16 protein-coding genes are annotated in these 19186 nt (G+C 68.2%); 3 read left to right on the top strand and 13 right to left on the bottom strand.

Annotated features, from left to right (window positions below):
* Positions 1-249: 249 nt before the first annotated feature.
* Together glnA and A6W98_RS08315 are read right to left on the bottom strand one after the other, a co-directional pair.
* The gene (glnA, locus tag A6W98_RS08310; protein WP_042460169.1) at positions 250-1656 is read right to left on the bottom strand and encodes a type I glutamate--ammonia ligase; all 1407 of its coding nucleotides are present in this window, start codon (positions 1654-1656) and stop codon (positions 250-252) included.
* Positions 1657-1731: 75 nt separating this feature from the next.
* On the bottom strand, positions 1732-2070 hold the full coding sequence (locus A6W98_RS08315; RefSeq protein WP_042460172.1) for a P-II family nitrogen regulator: 339 nt from the start codon (positions 2068-2070) through the stop codon (positions 1732-1734).
* 176 nt (positions 2071-2246) lie between these two features.
* On the opposite strand from A6W98_RS08315, the gene A6W98_RS08320 reads away from it, so the two are divergent.
* Complete coding sequence (locus tag A6W98_RS08320; RefSeq protein ID WP_042460175.1) at positions 2247-3788, top strand: bifunctional ADP-dependent NAD(P)H-hydrate dehydratase/NAD(P)H-hydrate epimerase; 1542 nt, start codon at positions 2247-2249, stop codon at positions 3786-3788.
* Positions 3789-5022: 1234 nt separating this feature from the next.
* Here the strand turns inward: A6W98_RS08320 and A6W98_RS08325 are convergent.
* The gene (locus A6W98_RS08325; protein ID WP_063490897.1) at positions 5023-6210 is read right to left on the bottom strand and encodes a PilZ domain-containing protein; all 1188 of its coding nucleotides are present in this window, start codon (positions 6208-6210) and stop codon (positions 5023-5025) included.
* Between the two features lie 189 nt (positions 6211-6399).
* Here A6W98_RS08325 and fabF point away from each other — a divergent pair, with 189 nt between their 5' ends.
* Both fabF and mltG read left to right on the top strand, forming a co-directional pair.
* Entirely contained in the window at positions 6400-7662 is a 1263-nt protein-coding gene (fabF, locus tag A6W98_RS08330; protein ID WP_042460181.1) for a beta-ketoacyl-ACP synthase II, read from the top strand.
* Entirely contained in the window at positions 7662-8816 is a 1155-nt protein-coding gene (mltG, locus tag A6W98_RS08335) for an endolytic transglycosylase MltG (RefSeq protein ID WP_042460184.1), read from the top strand. Before fabF ends, mltG begins: the two co-directional genes overlap by 1 nt.
* 73 nt (positions 8817-8889) lie before the next feature.
* Here the strand turns inward: mltG and recN are convergent, their stop codons facing one another.
* The 10 genes from recN to A6W98_RS08385 form a co-directional block, all read right to left on the bottom strand.
* On the bottom strand, positions 8890-10542 hold the full coding sequence (gene recN / locus A6W98_RS08340) for a DNA repair protein RecN (RefSeq protein WP_042460187.1): 1653 nt from the start codon (positions 10540-10542) through the stop codon (positions 8890-8892).
* 22 nt (positions 10543-10564) lie between these two features.
* Positions 10565-11410: an outer membrane protein assembly factor BamD gene (locus A6W98_RS08345; RefSeq protein ID WP_042460190.1), complete on the bottom strand. Its 846-nt coding sequence runs from the start codon at positions 11408-11410 to the stop codon at positions 10565-10567.
* Between the two features lie 128 nt (positions 11411-11538).
* Positions 11539-12456, bottom strand: a complete 918-nt coding sequence (lpxC, locus tag A6W98_RS08350; RefSeq protein WP_042460193.1) for a UDP-3-O-acyl-N-acetylglucosamine deacetylase — start codon at positions 12454-12456, stop codon at positions 11539-11541.
* A gap of 283 nt (positions 12457-12739) precedes the next feature.
* On the bottom strand, positions 12740-14356 hold the full coding sequence (ftsZ, locus tag A6W98_RS08355; RefSeq protein ID WP_042460196.1) for a cell division protein FtsZ: 1617 nt from the start codon (positions 14354-14356) through the stop codon (positions 12740-12742).
* 177 nt (positions 14357-14533) lie between these two features.
* A complete protein-coding gene (gene ftsA, locus A6W98_RS08360) occupies positions 14534-15868 on the bottom strand; it encodes a cell division protein FtsA (RefSeq protein ID WP_042460199.1) in 1335 nt (444 codons plus the stop codon).
* Complete coding sequence (locus A6W98_RS08365) at positions 15868-16743, bottom strand: cell division protein FtsQ/DivIB (protein WP_042460202.1); 876 nt, start codon at positions 16741-16743, stop codon at positions 15868-15870. The genes ftsA and A6W98_RS08365 overlap by 1 nt, the downstream gene beginning before the upstream one ends.
* A complete protein-coding gene (locus A6W98_RS08370; RefSeq protein WP_072071667.1) occupies positions 16731-17654 on the bottom strand; it encodes a D-alanine--D-alanine ligase in 924 nt (307 codons plus the stop codon). Before A6W98_RS08370 ends, A6W98_RS08365 begins: the two co-directional genes overlap by 13 nt.
* A 41-nt stretch (positions 17655-17695) precedes the next feature.
* The gene (murB, locus tag A6W98_RS08375) at positions 17696-18628 is read right to left on the bottom strand and encodes a UDP-N-acetylmuramate dehydrogenase (RefSeq protein WP_042460208.1); all 933 of its coding nucleotides are present in this window, start codon (positions 18626-18628) and stop codon (positions 17696-17698) included.
* Positions 18625-18915 carry a hypothetical protein gene (locus tag A6W98_RS08380; RefSeq protein WP_042460211.1) on the bottom strand — a complete coding sequence of 97 codons (291 nt, stop codon included), beginning with the start codon at positions 18913-18915 and terminating at the stop codon, positions 18625-18627. Before A6W98_RS08380 ends, murB begins: the two co-directional genes overlap by 4 nt.
* Complete coding sequence (locus tag A6W98_RS08385) at positions 18912-19166, bottom strand: DUF2484 family protein (RefSeq protein WP_042460214.1); 255 nt, start codon at positions 19164-19166, stop codon at positions 18912-18914. Before A6W98_RS08385 ends, A6W98_RS08380 begins: the two co-directional genes overlap by 4 nt.
* Positions 19167-19186: the final 20 nt, after the last annotated feature.

A 19186-nucleotide genomic window follows, 5' to 3' on the forward strand; every position in this document is an offset into this window, starting at 1 on the left:
CGGTCTGGAGGCCTCGCCCGCCCGTCCTGTCTTTCCCGTGTCACCGTTGCGAGGCTTGTGGCGCCGCTGGCGCCAGGGCCGCGATCCGCATTCTGACGGGATCTCCCGATGCCCGCCCCCGTGTTTCTGGCCCGCGTCTCGGCCACGTCGCCGGTAGGCGCCCCGCTTCGTCCAGCGGGCAGGAGGTGCCGACAGAAAAGGGCGCCCGAAGGCGCCCTTTCCCGTAAGTCCCGGGTTCGGAAGGTCCGATCAGCAGCTGTAATACAGCTTGTATTCCATCGGGTGGGGCGTGTGTTCGAAGGCATAGACCTCTTCCCACTTGAGCTCCAGGTAGCCCTGGATCTGGCTCTTGGTGAAGACGTCGCCCGCGAGCAGGAAGTCGTGATCCTTCTCGAGGCTTTCCAGCGCTTCACGCAGCGAGGCGCAGACGGTCGGGATGCCGTCCAGCTCTTCGGGCGGCAGGTCGTAGAGGTTCTTGTCCATCGCCTCGCCCGGATCGATCTTGTTCCGGATCCCGTCGAGACCGGCCATCAGCAGGGCCGAGAAGCAGAGATAGGGGTTCGCCGACGGGTCGGGGAAACGGGCCTCGACGCGCTTGGCCTTCGGGCTCTCGGTCCACGGGATACGGATGCAGCCCGAGCGGTTGCGGGCCGAATAGGCGCGCAGCACGGGGGCCTCGAAGCCGGGGATCAGCCGCTTGTAGGAGTTGGTCGAGGGGTTGGTGAAGGCGTTCAGCGTCTTGGCATGTTTCAGCAGGCCGCCGATAAACCACAGCGCTTCATTGCTGAGATCGGCATATTGATCGCCCGCGAAGAGCGGCTTGCCGTCCTTCCAGATCGACATGTTGCAATGCATGCCCGAGCCGTTGTCGCCCGCGATCGGCTTCGGCATGAAGGTCGCGGTCTTGCCATAGGCCAGCGCCACGTTGTGGATGATGTACTTGAACTTCTGCAGGTTGTCGGCCTGGTTCTTCAGGCTGTCGAAGATCATGCCCAGCTCGTGCTGGCAGGTCGCCACCTCATGGTGGTGCTTGTCGACCTTCATGCCGATCTGCTTCATGGTCGAGAGCATTTCCGAACGGATGTCCTGGCCCTCGTCCGACGGGTTCACCGGGAAGTAACCGCCCTTGTAGGTCGGACGGTGGCCGAGGTTGCCCGACTCGTATTCGGTGTCGGTGTTCCAGGCGGCATGCTCGACATCGATGGCATAGGCGACCTTGTTCGGGGTCACGGAATAGCGCACGTCGTCGAAGAGGAAGAACTCGGCCTCGGGGCCGAAATAGGCCACATCACCGATGCCCGAGGATTTCAGGTAGGCTTCGGCCTTCTCGGCGGTGCCGCGCGGATCGCGGTCATAGGCTTCGCCGGTATCGGGCTCGACCACCGAGCAATGCACGCAGAGCGTCTTCTCGGCATAGAACGGGTCGATATAGGCGCTGTCCGTGTCGGGCATCAGCTTCATGTCGGAGGCTTCGATCGACTTCCAGCCGGCAATCGACGAGCCGTCGAACATGAAGCCTTCGTCCAGGAAATCCTCATCGACCTGATCGGCCATCACCGTCACGTGCTGCAGCTTGCCACGCGGATCGGTGAAGCGGATGTCGACATATTCGACGTCCTCGTCCTTGATGGTCTCGAGAACCTTGTTCTTGCTCATGTGACCTACTTCCCCTCTGTATTTAGGTTTGGTCGCGTCCTGGCCGGGCGCACCCGGCGCGCTTGGTTCGGATGATTAGAGTGCGTCCTCGCCGGTCTCGCCGGTGCGGATGCGGATCGCCTGCTCGACCGGCGAGACGAAGATCTTGCCGTCGCCGATCTTCTCGGTCTTGGCGGCGGCGACGATGGCCTCGATCGCGGCCTCGACCTGATCGTCGGGCAGGACGATCTCGATTTTCACCTTGGGCAGGAAATCGACGACATATTCGGCGCCGCGATAGAGTTCGGTATGGCCTTTCTGGCGGCCGAAGCCCTTCACCTCGATCACGGAAAGACCCTGGACGCCCGCCTCCTGCAGCGCCTCTTTGACCTCGTCCAGCTTGAAGGGTTTGATGATCGCCTCGATCTTCTTCACGGCGCGCGACTCCCTTTTGGTATGGTTCGAAGCCCGACAGACCACTTTCCCCGAAGGGGCACAATTGGCTAGGATGGTCGGAAAGTTTGGCATTCATGGAATCTTGCAGCGCCGCCAACGAATTGGGCGCAATGCCTTCTTAATGAGCAATTTGGAAACGGATTTCGGGGGAAACCATGTCCGAACTTCTGACCGCTGCCCAAATGCGCGCCATCGAGGCCGAGGCGATGGCGCGAGGCGATGCAGATGGACGGACATTGATGGAACGCGCGGGCGAGGGCGTGGTCGATGCGGCGCTGGCGCATTGGCCCGATCTCGGCACGGTTCCGCTCTCGGCGCTTGTGCTCTGCGGCCCCGGCAACAATGGCGGCGACGGCTTCGTGGTGGCGCGGCTGCTGACCGAACGCGGCTGGCAGGTAGAGCTGTTCCTCTTCGGGGCGCCCGACCGGCTGCCGCCCGATGCCCGCCTCAATCACGACCGCTGGGCGGAGCTCGGCCGGATCCGGCCCTGGGACGACGCGGCCCTGGCCGACCGTCTCGACGCGGGCGGCTGCGATCTGGTGATCGATGCGCTGTTCGGCAGCGGTTGCAGCCGCGGGATCGAGGCCATCGCCGGGCGCACGGCGGCGGCGCTCGGCCGGTTCTGCGCAGCGGACGGGCGGGTGCTGGCAATCGACATGCCAAGCGGGCTGTGCACCGATAGCGGCCGCGATCTGGGCGGGGTGCTGCCCGCCACGCTGACCGTGACCTTCCACCGCGCCCGGATCGGCCAGTTCACCGCCGAGGGCAGCGCCTTTTGCGGCCGGATCGTGGTGGCCGATATCGGGCTCGATCCCGGCCCCTGTCCCGGATCGGTGACGCTGGTCGGCGCGCCGGGGCCCGAGATCGGCAAGGTCGGAGCGGTCGGCGGGCACAAATACAGCCACGGCCACGCGCTGGTGCTGGCGGGCGGCGCGGGGCGCACCGGCGCGGCCCGGCTGGCGGCGCGCGGCGCGCTGCGGGTGGGGGCAGGTCTGGTGACGCTGGCTGCGCCCGGGGAGGCGCTGGCCGAATGCGCGGCCCATCTGACCGCGGCGATGCTGCGCCGGGTCGACGATGTCGGGGACCTGCTTGCGCTGCTGGAGGATCCGCGGATTTCGGCGCTTGGCCTCGGTCCTGGCTTCGGCACCGGATCGCGCGAGGCCGAGCTTTTGCGCCTTGCGCTCGACAGCGACCGTCCCCTCGTGCTCGATGCCGACGGGTTGAGCCTTCTGGCGCAGCTGGAGGCTCCCTTTTCCCGCCTTCACGGCGACTGTGTGCTGACCCCGCATGGCGGCGAATTCGCCCGGCTCTTCCCCGATCTGGCCGAGAAGCTGGCCGGTCGGCCCCCCCACGGCCCGGGCTTTTCGCGGATCGACGCGGTGCGCGCCGCCGCGGCCCGGTCCGGGGCGGTGGTGCTGCTGAAGGGCGCGGATACCGCGATAGCCGCGCCCGATGGCCGCGCCGCGATGCATGCCGCGCTTTACGACCGCGCCGCGCCCTGGCTCGCGACGGCCGGGGCGGGCGATGTCCTGGCCGGGATCGTGGCGGGCCTGCTGGCCCGGGGCCGCCCGCCCTTCGAGGCCGCCAGCCTGGGAGCCTGGCTGCATGTCGAGGCTGCCCGGGTCTTCGGCCCCGGCCTCATTGCCGAGGATCTGCCCGAGAGCCTTCCGGCAGTATTCCGCGGGCTCGGTCTATGAGGTCGGTCGGCAGAGCGCCTGACCGCTTGCGCCGCTGCCGCGGCCCGTGCCCCGATCGCGCGGAGGCTCCGGGCCGAAGGCGGATACCGCCGATACCGGTTTCCGGGGGCATATGGGTTGCAGCCGAGGCTTCCGCGCGGTCGGGCTGCGTGCAGGCCGTACTCGGTTTCCCCCTGAAGACGGAGCGGTCCTGCTTGTGGCCTTCCGCTTGTTTCGGCGCGATTGCCCTTGGGGCTGCTGACTTTTCCCCCGGAGCAGCGCCGGCGCCCTTGTCGTGGCATCACGGGAGGAGGCCCGCGCGCGGCAGAGGGCAATTGCGCCGCCACCGGCCGGGGTGGATCAGGGCGTGGGACGGCGCCGGTCTGGTGGCTGCCGGACTGGTGGCTGCTCTCGGCGCGACGTGGTGTCATCAGGATTTCAGGCGGGCGGCCTTGCAACCGGTCATGCCGTTCCCGCAACGGGTGGATGTTGCCACATCGGAGGCGGCGACTGACCGCTGCGGCTCTTGCAAACCAGCCGCGACACCCCTCGTCATCGTCTTGCCGAGCTGTTGTTGCAGAATCGAAGAAATCAGAGGCTGCAGCGGCCTGTAAGAAGGATTTCCTGCTCGCCAAGCCGCATGATATCCTGCCTCGAAAGCCGCTCGACGACGCAAGATCCTTCGATTATGCCCCAAAGCCCCTTGCCGACACAGTTGTGGGGCGTTGGCACAACCGCAGCGCGGCCGAAATTTCGCGCTTTTGGCGATGGGGGGCGTGAGGCCGCAATCTTTGGCAAGGGGCGCAGGATGGAGGAGCGAGCCCGATCCGTGCAAGTTGCCGCGCGCGCCGCTTCGGCAAGATCCCTTGCGGCGGGGCAGACGTCACAGCAGCACAGGGCCTGCCATGTCGCAGACCGATGGCAATGCGGCCCCCAAAAGGCATCCGGATCCTTTTGGCGCAATCGGGGCGCGATCTTGCCTTCGCCGGGCAATCGCGCGGCCGGGCCGGGTGTTCCGGTCGGGCCGATACTGTTGAAAAACTCGCTTGCGGGGCCGCAGAGCAAAAGCCCACGGGACATGGTTCCGCTTTTCTGCGATCCCGCCTCGTAAATGGACCTTTTCTGCCCCTGTGAAGAGCGGCGTTCCAAACTCAGACGACCTCTCAACCGCGGCCGGAGTTTTTCAACACAATCGGCCATGACCGGCCCTTGACGGCCCGCGCCCGGCGGTGGCCTCTGCGAGCTGGAAACACGGCTAGGCCTTCGCCGCGTGGTCCATGGCGGCCGCCGACGGCCCCTTGAAATCGGGCATGTCCGAGGATGAGGCGTCCCAGCGGTGGTACTGCAGCAGGTTTTCGAATTCGGCCTTGTCGATGGTCTTGAGGAAGGCCAGCCCGACGAAATAGGTCGTCGACCAGGTGACACGGCAGCCAACCTCGAGACCGCTCAGTTCAAGCGTGCCGCGCTGACCCGGTTCGGGGACGGTCTTCAGGTGCAGCTTGGCGCCGTTGGGGCTGATATCGACCGCCACTGCCGGGGTCCGGCCGTCGGGCAGCCGCAGATAGGTGTTCATGTGGCAGAGGGTCCGCGGCGTTCGGCGGCGCATGTGCCGAAGCACATAGACGGTGGTCGCTCCGGCCAGGGCCAGGCCGCCGATCCCGGCTGCGGCATAGGCGAGCCAGGGCGCCGCCCGCGCGGCCTTCAGCAGCTTCGACATCGCCGGAAGCCGGGTGCCGAGCTGACCGTCATTGACCGCTTCCTGCGAGAAGTCCGGTTGGCCCCTGAGCCGCTCCTCGGTGTTGACATCCCTGTTGCCACTTGGGGGGTAAGGGCCGCCGGGGCCGGTCTCGGGCGGTGAGAGATCCACCATGTCCTGCCCGGCGGTGTCGGCGATGACAGGCTGCGGCGCGGGGGGCTTGCCGATACGGCGAGGGGTCGGCTCCCGGGGGGGGGCGCGCCCGGTTTCGCCCGAGCCGAGAGCTTTCGCGAGGCCTCCGGCCGTGGTCAGCTCCAGTCCCGCGCGCCAGGCCGGGTCGGCGCGGCAGCGCAATTCCCGCAGATAGCCCTGCATCCGGCGGACCACGGCGCCGGCCTCGGGCGGGGAGGGGACGAAGCGCAGCCTGTCGGCCACCAGCTCGATGTAACCGGAGACCACGGGCAGACCGTCTTCGAGCCCGGCCTTGCGCATCACCCGTGCGAGGCTGGCGGGATCGGCGCTTGCGATGGCCTTCGAAAGGCTGCGGGCCTCTTCCAGACGGAACATGCCGGGTCCGGCGCGGGCAAGGGTTTCGCCCTCGACATAGATCCAGACCAGCCAGTCATGCATCGGGCAGGGGGCCGAGGCCCGTGCGGGGCCGCTGCCCGCCAGCACGAATGCGATCAGGGCGAGGAGGCGCATGACAGACATGACGGACATGACGGACATGACGCGGCGGGGTCCCATGGCGCGTGTCATCCTTTCGCTTCGAGAAGGCCCGAGTATTGCGGCATATGATTGACGAATATTTGCGGGTGCCGCAGCTCTGCGCCGAAAACGCCCGTCGGGCAGCCGCTCCCTTGCCCATGGCGGCCAAACCGCTGTATCAGATCGCCCGAAAGGGCCTGGGCCGGGGCCGAGAGCGAGGAGAGGCATATGCGTCGTGTGGTTGTCACCGGGCTGGGGATGGTGTCCCCGTTGGCCTGCGGGGTGGAAGAGACCTGGAAACGTCTCCTGGAGGGGCAATCGGGCATCGGGCCGATCACCCGCTTCGATGCCAGCCGCCTGGTCACCGGCTATGCCGCCGAGATTCCCTTCGGCGACGGGTCCGACGGGACCTTCAACCCGGATGACTGGATGGAGCCGAAGGAGCGCCGGAAGGTCGACGATTTCATCCTGTACGCGATGGCGGCGGCAAGCCAGGCGGTGGCCGATTCCGGCTGGGTGCCGGAGACCGATGCCGAGCGCGAGCGCACCGGCGTGATGATCGGGTCCGGCATCGGCGGACTGAATTCCATCGCCGATACCGCCGTGCTGATCCAGCAGAAGGGACCGCGCCGGGTGTCGCCCTTCTTCATTCCCTCGGCGCTGATCAACCTCGCCTCGGGCCAGGTCTCGATCCGCTTCGGCTTCAAGGGGCCGAACCATGCGGTGGTGACCGCCTGTTCGACCGGGGCGCATGCCATCGGCGACGCGGCGCGTCTGATCCAGTGGGGCGATGCCGACGTGATGGTCGCGGGCGGCACCGAAAGCCCGATTTCCGAGATCGGGATCGCGGGCTTCAACGCCTGCAAGGCGCTGTCGACCAAACGCGGCGATGCCCCCGAAACCGCCTCGCGGCCCTGGGACGCCGAGCGCGACGGCTTCGTGATGGGCGAGGGCGCGGGCGTCGTGATCCTCGAAGAGCTGGAACATGCCAAGGCCCGCGGCGCCAAGATCTATGCCGAGGTGCTGGGCTATGGCCTCTCGGGCGATGCCTACCACATCACCGCCCCGGCCGAGGATGGCGATGGCGGCTTCCGCTCGATGCAGGCGGCGCTGAAGCGTGCGGGGCTGGTCCCGGCCGATATCGACTACATCAACGCGCATGGCACCTCGACCATGGCCGACACCATCGAGCTGGGGGCGGTCGAGCGGTTGCTGGGCGAGGCGGCGGAGCGCACCACCATGTCCTCGACCAAATCCTCGATCGGCCACCTTCTGGGGGCTGCGGGCGCGGTTGAGGCGATCTTCTGCATTCTGGCGCTGCGCGATCAGATCGCACCGCCGACGCTGAACCTCGACACCCCGCCCGAAGGCACCCGGATCGACCTTGCGCCGAAAACCGCGGTGAAGCGTGAGATCAGCCTTGCGCTGTCGAACTCCTTCGGCTTCGGCGGGACCAACGCTTCGCTTGTCATGGGCCGCGGGGACCGCTGATGTGGAAGGCCGTCGCCTCCAACGCGCTGACGCTTTTCATCGTGGTGCTGCTGTTCGCCGGCGGACTTCTGATCTGGGCCAAGCAGAAATATGCCGAGCCCGGGCCGCTTGAGACCGCGATCTGCCTGAGGGTGGAGCCGGGCTCGACCATGGTCGGCGTCTCGCGCGATCTGGGCGACCAGGAGGCGGTGCGCCATCCGCTGATCTTCCGGCTGGGCGCGCGCTATGCCGAAAAGGACGACGATCTGAAGGCGGGCAGTTTTCTTCTGCCTGCCCATGCCTCGATGGAAGAGATCGTCGACCTGGTGACCCGCGTGGGCCGCTCGACCTGTGGCACCGACGTGAATTTCCGCATCGGAATCGCCAGCGCCGAGCTGCAGGTCCGCACCTTCGACCCGGCCACCGGCCGCTATGAAGAGGTGCTGGCCTTCGATCCCGGGGCGGGCGAGGTGCCGGCGGAGTATGCCGGGCTGATGGCCGAACCCGATCTGCGCTACCGGGTGACGCTGGCCGAGGGCGTGACCAGCTGGCAGGTGGTCGACGAGCTGAAACAGGCCGACTTCCTCGATGGCGACATCGCTGCCGTTCCGGCCGAGGGCAGCCTGGCGCCCGACAGTTACGAGGTGACGCCGGGCGAGGCACGCGAGGCGCTTCTGGCCGAGATGGCGGCGCGGCAAACTGCGCTGCTCGACCGTCTCTGGGAGACGCGGGCCGAGGGCCTGCCGCTGGCCAGCAAGGAAGAGGCGCTGGTTCTGGCCTCGATCGTCGAGAAGGAGACCGGTGTGCCCGGGGAAAGGCGCCGGGTCGCGAGCGTCTTCGTCAACCGGCTTGAACGGGGTATCCGGCTGCAGACCGACCCGACCGTGATCTACGGTCTTACCATGGGCAAGGCGCCGCTCGGGCGGGGGATCCGGCAAAGCGAACTGGCACGGCGCACGCCTTACAACACCTATCAGATCGACGGCCTGCCGCCGACGCCCATCGCCAATCCCGGCCGCGCCTCGATCGAGGCGGTGCTGAACCCCGAGACCACGGAATATCTGTATTTCGTGGCCGACGGCACGGGCGGGCACGCCTTCGCGAGAAGCCTCGACGAACATAACCGCAATGTCGCGCGCTGGCGCGCCATCGAGGCCGGGCGGGGCGGGAACTGATCGCCTGACCCGGGGCCGTCGGGGCCGTGTTCGATTTTTCGCCGAAAAATCGCGCCTCGCCCCGGCGGCGCGTTCAGTCTTCCAGAAGTGACCGCGCCGCGGCGCGGGCGGCATCGGTCACGGTGTCGCCCGATATCATGCGGGCGATTTCGTCGACCCGGGCCGGGCTGTCGAGCGGCGTCACGATCGAGCGGGTCATCTCGCCCTCGACCCGCTTCTCCACTCGCCAGTGATGCGCTCCCCGGGCCGCGACCTGAGGCGAATGCGTGACCACCAGAACCTGGGCCGAGCGCGCCAGCGCCGCCAGTCGGCGGCCGACCGCATCGGCTGTGGCGCCGCCAACCCCGCGGTCGATTTCGTCGAAGATCAGGGTAAGCGGGCTCGCGCCGCGCACCAGGCAGACCTTCAGCGCCAGCAGGAAGCGCGACAGCTCGCCCCCCGAGGCGATCCTGTTCAGGGGGCCGGCAGGCGCGCCGGGATTGGTTGCGACGGTAAAGGCCACCGCGTCCCGCCCGTCCGGGCCGGGCTCGGCATCCGAGATCACGGTCGAGAAGACGGCGCGCTCCATCTTCAGCGGCGCCAGCTCGTCCGACATCGCGGCGTCGAGACGGAGCGCGGCGGCGCGTCGTGCCGCCCCGAGCCTTGCTGCCGCGGCATCATAATCGGCCCGCGCCTCGGCTGCCGCTCGGCCAAGCCCAGCCAGGTCACCCGCGCCGGCGTCGAGCGCGGCCAGTCGCGCGCGCAGGTCAGCGGCGAAGGCGCTCAGATCGTCGGGCTGCACGCCGTGCTTGCGCGCCAGGGCCCGGATGGCGAAAAGCCGCTCCTCGGTGGTTTCGAGCGCGTTCGGGTCGAAATCGAGGGCCTGGAGGCAGTCCTCGGTGGCCTGCACCGCCTCGCCAAGCTCGACCAGGGCGCGCGACAGGGCCGCAAGCGGGGCGTCCAGCCGCCCCTCGGCGCGGTCCGCCGCGCCTTCGAGCCAGCGCAGCGCGTCGCCCATCCGCCCTTCCGCGCCTTCGCCGGGGCCGAGCGCGGCATGGGCGCGGGCGATATCCTCGCGAATGCGTTCCGCGGCCTGCATCGTCCGGCGCCGGGCATCGAGGTCGGCCTCTTCGCCCGGCTCGGGGGCCAGCGCGTCGAGTTCGTCCACCGCGTGGCGCAGGAAATCCTCCTCGGCGCGGAGCTCGGCGATCCGGGTCTCGGCCTCGGCAACGACGCGCTCGGCCCGGGCGCGGGCGCGCCAGGCCGCACGGACGGCGTCGATCTCGGTCTCCAGCCCGGCAAAGGCATCAAGCAGCTGCCGGTGGCCGCGCGGATTGAGAAGCCCGCGATCGTCCTGCTGACCGTGCAGTTCGACCAGCGTGTCCGACAACCGCCGCAGAACCTCGCCCGAAACCCGCCGGTCGTTGACCCAGGCGGTCTTCCGGCCCTCGGCGGTGTTGATCCGGCGCAGGATCAGCTCGTCTCCTGCCTCGAGCCCGGCCTCGGCCAGAACCGCGTGGGCCGGATGTCCGGCAGGCAGTTCGAATTCGGCGACCACCTCGCCCTGTGCGGCCCCCGCCCGGACCAGGTCGGCGCGACCGCGCCAGCCGAGGACGAAGCCGAGGGAATCGAGAAGGATCGACTTGCCTGCCCCGGTCTCGCCGGTCAGCACATTCAGACCGGGCCGGAACCCGAGCTCCAGCCGGTCGATGATAAGCATGTCCCGGATATCGAGACTGCGCAGCATGCCCCAAACCCCTGTATGCGGCTCAGAGCCACTCGCCCTTGATCATCTGGCGGTAGACCGAGCGCAGCCAACCCTCGCCCTTGGCCTCTGGTTCCAGCCCCTTGGCCTGCAGCAGCTTGTAGCCGTCCGCATACCAGTCGGTGCCCTGGAAGTTGTGGCCGAGAATCGCGGCCGCGGTCTGCGCCTCGTTGTCGAGCCCGAGCGCCAGATAGGATTCGATCAGACGGTACAGCGCCTCGGCGGTATGTGTCGTGGTCTGGAAGTCCTCGACCACCACGCGGAAGCGGTTGACCGCGGCGGCATAATGCTTGCGCTTGAGATAATACCGGCCGACCTCCATTTCCTTCGCCGCCAGGTGGTTGAAGGCGAGGTCGAACTTGAGGATCGCGGATTGCGCGTATTCGCTGTCGGGATAGCGCTCGATCACGGTCCGGAGCGCCTGCAGCGCCTGGAAGGTCAGGCCCTGGTCGCGGCCCACCAGATCGATCTGGTCGTAATAGCTCAGCGCCAGCAGATACTGGGCATAGGCCGCGTCCTCGTCCGCCGGATAGAAGTCGATATAGCGCTGGGCCGCGGCGCGGGCGGTCTCGTAATCCTTGGCCTGGTGATAGGTATAGGCCTGCATGATCAGCGCGCGCTTGGCCCATTCCGAATAGGGATAAAGCCGCTCGACCTCGCCATAGAGCCGCGCCGCTTCCTCGAGGTCGCGGTCCTTCTCCAGCTTGGTCTCGGCCATCTGGTAAATCGTCGGCGCATCGAAGGTCTCGAGCGGCGGCGGCTTGCGCGACCCGATCGGGTCGCAGGCCGCGGTCAGCGAAAGCACCATGATTGCCGCTACCGCTCCGATGCGCCTGCTGCTTGTCGCCATATGCCTGTCACCCCGTCCTCAAACGCTGCCCGGGGCCGGTGCTTGATCCGCACTCATTCCGGGCCTTGGGGCTGTCCTAGCACAGAAAAATCCGGTGCAAAACGCCTTTGGCGCGGAAACTGCACAGCTCAGGCAACGGCCTTCAGGTCAGCCGAATTGAGCCCGAAGCCGGGCAGGGCGGCGCCCTGGTCGGTCGAGCAGGTTTCCAGCCGGAACGCGCCGGGTTGCGCGAACAGCGTCCGCAGCAGCCGGTTGGTCAGCGCGTGTCCCGCCCGCTCGCCGCGGTAACGGCCGAGGATCGGGGCCCCGGCCAAAGCCAGATCTCCGAGCGCGTCCAGCATCTTGTGGCGCACGGGCTCGTCGCGATGGCGCAGCCCGCCGGGGCTCAGCACCTTCTCGCCATCGATCACGACGGCATTGTCGAAGGTGCCGCCCAGGGCCAGGCCGGCCGCGCGCATGGCCTCGACATCGGCATTGCGGCAGAAGGTGCGGCTGTCGCAGAGCTCGCGCACGAAGGCGCCGTTGGCCATGTTCAGCCGCTTGGCCTGATGGCCGATGGCGGCGTCCACGAAGGTGATCTCGAAATCGATTTCCAGCGTGTCGGCCGGGCCGAGGCTGGCCCGGGCCGCGCCTTCGGAGACCTCGACATGTTCGAGGATGCGCAGCACCCGGACAGGGGCGGCGAGCCGGCGCAGGCCGCGCGACAGGATGCCCTGCACGAAGGGGGCGGAGGAGCCGTCCATCACCGGCACTTCGGGGCCGTCGATCTCGATCAGGGCATTATGCACGCCACAGCCGGAAAGCGCGGCCATCAGATGTTCGACCGTCATCACCGAGGCGCGGCCATTGGCCAGCTTGGTGCAGAGGCGCGACGGCTCGACCGCGTCCCAGCGGGCGGGAATCAGGGCGTCGGGGCCCTCGATATCCGTGCGCCGGAACCAGAGGCCGTATTCGGCCGAGGCGGGATGGATCGTCAGCCGCACCGGGCGGCCGGTATGGAGGCCCGTTCCGGTGAAGGTGATCGGTGATTTCAGCGTCGTCTGCATCTCGGACCTGCTCGCGTTTGATCCGGGCTTCGCGCGTCCCGGCATCTTGGATGTAGAGGCCGATCCGGGTCTGCTCAATTCAAACATTGCAACGGTCTGAAACAACGTGGCGCAGCCGCCGGCAGGAACCCGCCTGTTCGACAAATATATGATTTAGGGCATGAAAATTGCCCGGCCGAAAGTGCGGCCAGCTTGACGCAACGGTAGCCTGAAGGGGCTTCCGAAACGAAAAGGGGGCCGGCGAACCGACCCCCGAAACTGTCCCCGCCGATGCGGGCCAGGCTCAGTTCGCCTGGCGCCGCAGGAAGGCCGGGATCTCGATCCGTTCCTGATCGGGGTCAAGATCCTCTTCCTCCTGCTGGGCAACCTGTCCGCGGCTGTAGAGCGGCGGCTGCTGGCGGAAGGTATGGGGGTTGCGCTCGGTCTGTTCCGGCGCATGGCCCGACATCCGGTTGATGAGCGAGCCGATGCCGAACCGTCCCTTGTCCCCGCGCGGATCGTCCTGCGCGGTGGCTGTCATCGGGGTATGCACCGGCTGGCGCGCCGGGGTCTTGGCGACGGCGGCACGCAGGCGGGCAAGCGCCTCGGGGGTGGGTTCGCCGGCATTGCGCGGCTGCGGCGCGACGAAGGTTTCGGCTTCCGGGTTTTCCTCGGGCTGGTAGGCGGGCGGCGGCAGGTCGGCACCGTCGCGGGCGGTCTCGGCGCGCTCATCGGCCGCGAACCCGGCATTGGCCGGATCGAAGCCCGAAAAGAGCGACGGTTCCTGCGTCGGCTCCTGAACCGTTTCGCGGGCGGCCACGGCCGGGCGCTGGGCCTGGGCGGCCGGGGCTGCGGCGGGCGCCGGCGCGGCGGCCGGGGCTTCCTGGACCTCGGCGGGGCGGTGCAGCGGCTCGCGCATCGGGCGGCGCGGCAGCGGAACCTCGTCGATGCGGGCGGCGGCGTCGATCCCGGTCGCCACGACCGAGACCCGCATCCGGCCGTCCATGTCCGGGTCGAGGGTCGAGCCGACAATGATGTTGGCGTCCTGATCGACCACGTCGCGGATGCGGTTCGCGGCCTCGTCCAGTTCGAACAGGGTCAGGTCGTAGCCGCCGGTGATGTTGATCAGCACGCCCTTGGCGCCGTTCAGGCTGATCTCGTCCAGCAGCGGGTTGGCGATCGCGGCCTCGGCGGCTTGGATCGCGCGATCCTCGCCATCGGCCTCGCCGGTGCCCATCATCGCCTTGCCCATCTCGTCCATCACCGAGCGGACGTCGGCGAAGTCGAGGTTGATCAGGCCCGGGCGGACCATCAGGTCGGTGACGCCCTTGACGCCCTGATACAGCACGTCATCGGCCAGCGAGAAGGCCTCGGTGAAGGTGGTCTTCTCGTTGGCGATCCGGAACAGGTTCTGGTTCGGGATGATGATGAGGGTGTCGACGACCTTCTGCAGGTTCTCGACGCCTTCCTCGGCCTGCCGCATCCGCTTCGTGCCTTCGAACTGGAACGGCTTGGTCACGACGCCGACGGTCAGAACGCCCAGCTCACGGGCGGCCTGGGCGATGATCGGGGCCGCACCGGTGCCGGTGCCGCCGCCCATGCCGGCGGTGATGAAGCACATATGCGCGCCGGCCAGATGGTCGACGATCTGCTCGATCGACTCTTCGGCCGCGGAGGCGCCGACCGAAGGGCGGGCGCCTGCGCCGAGGCCTTCGGTGACCTTCACGCCCATCTGGATGCGGGCCTGGGCATTCGATTGCTGAAGCGCCTGGGCATCGGTGTTCGCGACCACGAACTCGACCCCCTCAAGGCGCTTTTCGATCATGTTGTTGACGGCGTTGCCCCCGGCGCCACCGACGCCGAACACCGTGATCCGCGGCTTGAGCTCTTCCTGCTCAGGCATGGTGAGGTTTAATGCCATAGGTCTGGTCCGCCTGCTGTTTTCTATGGGGCCTCGGGGGCCGTTTTCCACCAAATCTAGTCTTATCCTACGCAACTAGTGCCGGATCGTCACGGAAAAAACGCTTTAATACCACAAAATCCATATGTGGCTTGACAACAATCTGCGAGATTTTGCCGATCTGTCGATATGTAGCGCTTACCAGTTTTCCTTGAACCATCTCACCGCTCTTTTCAGCGATCTGGCCGGGTAGCGATCCATCGGCATTTCGAAATCCCACCACTCGTCCTGCGGCTGCGCCGCGAAAAGGCACAGCCCCACCAGGGCCGCGAATCCGGGGCCCGTTGCCGATTGCGGCAGGCCATGGACGCGCAGCGGCCGCCCCAGCCTGACCTGGTTGCCGAGAATGCGCGCGGCGAGCCCGTCAAGCCCGGGGATCTGGCTGCCGCCGCCGGTCAGGACGATCCGCTGGCTCGGCAGATGCTCGAAGCCCGCGGCGTCGAGCCGGGCGCGCACCTCTTCGAGGATCTCCTCGACCCGCGGGCGCATGATCCCGATCAGCTCGGCCCGGCTGACCGAGCGGCTGTCGGTCTCGTAATCGCCGCTGTCGCCGCCCAGGCCGATCATCTCGCGGTCATCCATGCCGGTTGCGACCACGCCGCCATACAGCGTCTTGATCCGCTCGGCGGTCGAGAGCGGCACATGCAGCCCCTTCGAGATGTCCGAGGTGACATGCTCGCCGCCCATCCGCACGCTGTCGGCATAGATCATGTGCTTCTTGATGAAGATCGAGATGCCGGTCGCGCCGCCGCCCAGATCGACGCAGGCTGCGCCCAGCTCCTGTTCGTCCTCGACCAGCGCCGAGATCCCCGAGGCATAGGCCGAGGAGGCCAGCCCCGCCGGTTCCAGGTCGCAGCGCTTGATGCAATGCAGAAGGTTGTGCACCGCGCCGTCATCGACCGTCAGCATATGCATGTCGCAGGCCAGCCGGTGGCCGACCTGACCGCGCGGATCGACAAGCCCCGAGCGGTGGTCGAGCGCGAAATTCACCGGCTGGGCATGCAGCACCTCGCGGCTGGCGCCGATCTCGGGCATGTCGCAGGCGGCCAGAACCCGGGCCACGTCCTGTTCGGCAACCGCATCGTCCAGCACCGTGACCTGGCCGTCGAGCCCGTAGGAGCGCGGCTCGCCGCCCGAGAAACAGGCGATGACCTGATCGACCCGGACCTGCGCCATCTTCTGCGCCGCCTGCAGCGCGGTGCGGACCGCGCGTTCGGCCTCGTTCATGCCGTGGATCTCGCCGAAACGCACCCCGCGAGAGCGGGTGGTGGCCGCGCCGATCACCCGGAACCGCGACTGCCCGGCCAGCGCGCCCATCTGCTCGACCCCGCCCTTCGGCGCGATGCCGTCGAAGCGCAGCACCAGGCAGGCCACTTTCGAGCTGCCCACATCGAGGATCGCGATCACGCCCCGGTCCATCGCCAGCTTGCGCATCCGCCGCATCGCCCGCTGCGAGTGATAGAGGTCCGTCATCAGTTCACCGCTCCTGCCTGTGTTGCCCGGATTTTCCGGAAGTCTTCGATCGCTGCCTCGGTCAGCCGCAGCGTCGGCCGCTCGGGGTTGCGCAGGTCGACTGCCTCGATGTCGCGCGCCAGCATGCCGGAGACGTCCTCCAGCGCGATCACCCGTTCAAGCGCCGCGACCGCGCCGGTCTCGGGCAGCAGGATGCGCTGATCGCGGTCAAGCACCACGTCCCAGCGCCGCTCGCCCATGCGCACCAGCCCGCGCACCCGGTCGGAAATCGGTGCCGCCGCCGCGAACAGCGCCATCGCCTCGGGCGCGGCCTTCCCGGCACCGTCGCCCGCGATCAGCGGCAGGTCGGCGCGGTCTTCGCGGCTGTCGAGCGCGGCGACCCGCCGTCCCCCGGCATCGATCAGGCTCAGCCCGTCGCGGCTGCGCCAGACCAGCGCCGCCTCGCGCTGCGCGATCTTCATTTCCAGCACGCCGCCGGGCCGGATCCGCAGCTCGGCCGATTTGACGGCGTCGAGCGCGGTCACCGCCTGGCGCATCGCCTCGAGATCCAGATCGAAGGAGGAGGCCGGCAGGTTCAGGGGCACGATGGCGCGGATCTCCCGGTCGATCGGGTCCGAGGCGCCCTCGATCACCAGAAGCTTGACCATGAATTCGGGGCGGGTCTCGATCTCGCGGCGGATCTCGGCCAGCCCGTCGCCGAGCGCCGCGCGGCGGTCGGCATCGGCCAGCCAGATCGCCGGGATCGCCGCCAGCACCACCAGCGGCAGGCCCTTCAGCACCGCCCGGCGCACCATCGGCGTCAGCCACAGCCGCTGGGCGCGGTAGGCCCAGCGCGACGGCGCCGGGTCGCGATAGGGGGGCATCACCTGTCGCATGACGCATCCTCCACCAGCCAGCGGCAGAGCCGGCCGAAGGAAATCCCGCAATGCGCGGCCTGTTCGGGCGCCAGCGAGGTCGGCGTCATGCCGGGTTGGGTATTGGTTTCCAGAAGGATCAGCCCGTCGGTGCCGCGGCCTTCGTCCCAGCGGAAATCGGTGCGGCTGAGGCCGCGGCAGCCCAGCGCGCGATGGGCGCGGAGGGCGAAATCGAGACAGGCCTCGGAGACCTCCTTCGGCAGCTCGGCAGGGACCACATGGCGCGAGCCGCCCTGCACGTATTTGGCGTGATAGTCGTACCAGCCCTCGGTCAGGATGTCGGTCACGCCCAGGGCCCGGTCGCCCATCACCGTGGTCGTCAGCTCGCGGCCCGGCGCATAGCTTTCGACCAGCACGATCCCGGGCATCTCGGCGCCAAGCTGCGGCGGCGCATTGGCCGCCTCATGGACGATATGGATGCCGACCGACGAGCCCTCGTTATTGGGCTTCACCACATAGGGCGGCGCGATCACATGGCGGGCCGAGACCTCGGCCTTGGCCGCCAGCACGCTGTCCACCACCGGCAGCCCGGCATCGCGATAGGCATCCTTGGCGCGCTGCTTGTCCATCGCCAGCGCCGAGGCCAGCACGCCCGAATGGGTATAGGGGATCTTCAGCCATTCCAGCAGGCCCTGGACGCAGCCATCCTCGCCCCAGCGGCCATGCAGCGCGTTGAACGCGACATCGGGCGCAGCCGAGATCAGTTGCCCGGGCAGATCCTGCCCGGCATCGATCTCGATCACGTCGAAGCCTTCCCCACGCAAAGCGGCGGCGCATTCGCGCCCGGATGACAGTGACACCTCGCGCTCCGACGAGGGGCCGCCCATCAATACCGCTACACGGGGGGCTGTCCTGCTCGACTCGCCCGCCACTTCTGCTGCCTCGTGATGCGGGAACGTTCCGTCCCGCGTGCTTATGGGTTTCCCGGGGCCGGTTCGCCGACCCTCAGTATTTCCCATTCTAGCTCTATTCCGGAGGATTGAAACACCCTTTTTCGGACCTCTTCGCCCAGCCCCTCGAGATCGGCGGCGGTGGCGCCATCGGCATTGATCAGGAAGTTCGAGTGCTTTTCCGACATCTGCGCGCCGCCCCGCGTCGCACCGCGCAGCCCGGCCGCGTCGATCAGGCTCCAGGCCTTCATCTCGTGGCTGTCATCGGCCCGCCCGGTCGAGCTGAACCCGGCCGGATTGCGGAAGGTCGACCCGGCGCTCCGCGCGCGGGTGGGCTGGCTGGCATCGCGGCGGGCGATCTGCTCCTCCATCTGGGCGGCCAGCGCCTCGGGCGCGCCGGGCCTGCCCTCGAAGGTCGCCTCGGTGATGACCCAGCCCTCGGGCAAATGGCTTTGGCGGTAGCCCAGGTGCAGATCCCCGGGCGACAGCGTCACGATCTCGCCGCTCCGCGTCACCGCCCGGGCCGAGACCAGGACATCGGCGACATAGCGCCCGTAGCAGCCCGCATTCATCCGGACCGCGCCGCCGATGGCGCCCGGAATGGTGCGCAGGAAGCTCAGGTCGACCCCGGCCTCGGCTGCGCGGCGGGCGACATGGGCATCGAGTGCGGCAGCCCCGGCAGTGACCCGCGCACCCTCGACCGAAATCGCGTTGAAGCCGCGGCCAAGCCGGATCACGACGCCGCGGATGCCGCCGTCGCGCACGATCAGGTTCGATCCCACGCCCATCGGAAAGACCGGCATCCCGGCGGGAAGGGCGGCCAGGAAGGTGGCGAGATCCTCGGTATCGGCGGGCTGGAACAGCCAGTCGGCCGGGCCGCCGACCCGAAGCCAGGTCAGCTCGCTCAGCGCCTTGCCGGGTGTCAGCCGGCCGCGGGGTTCGGGCATCTGGGTCATCCGTCACCGCCTCCGATCCATGCGCCGAGCGCATAAAGGACCGCCGAGACCAGCGCAACCGCGCCCCAGGGCAGCAGTACGGCCGAGGGCGCCAGCACCGCGGGTCCGTTGCCCGTTGCCTGCAGCTTGAGGCCGCCCCAGATCGCCCAGACCGAGCTGGTGTAAAGCCCGAACATGATGGTGAAGCCGATGGCATTGCGCATCAGGCCGTGGCTCAGCGCGGCATAGGCCACCAGCGGCCCGACCGCCCAGCTGCCATAGGCCAGAAGGAGCGTCGGTCCCGTCATTCGCCGGTGCTCCGCCGCCGCCGGTTGAGCCATCGCCCGAGATAGAGCAGCGGCCAGCGCAGGGTCGAGGCCCCCGCCGCCAGCGCGATCAGGCCCCAGAGCGGGCCGCTCTGATAGGTCACGAAGCCCAGCAGCGGAATGCCGGAGGCGATCAGCGAAAAGGCTGCGATCCAGTGGAGCTTTTCGGGCAGAACCCCGATCACCGCCGCCAGCAGGACCCACAGACAGGCCAGAAGCAGGGACAGCGTCATGTCGGGGCCTCCGGGGGGAT

Source organism: Rhodovulum sulfidophilum DSM 1374, from assembly GCF_001633165.1.
Taxonomy (GTDB): domain Bacteria; phylum Pseudomonadota; class Alphaproteobacteria; order Rhodobacterales; family Rhodobacteraceae; genus Rhodovulum; species Rhodovulum sulfidophilum.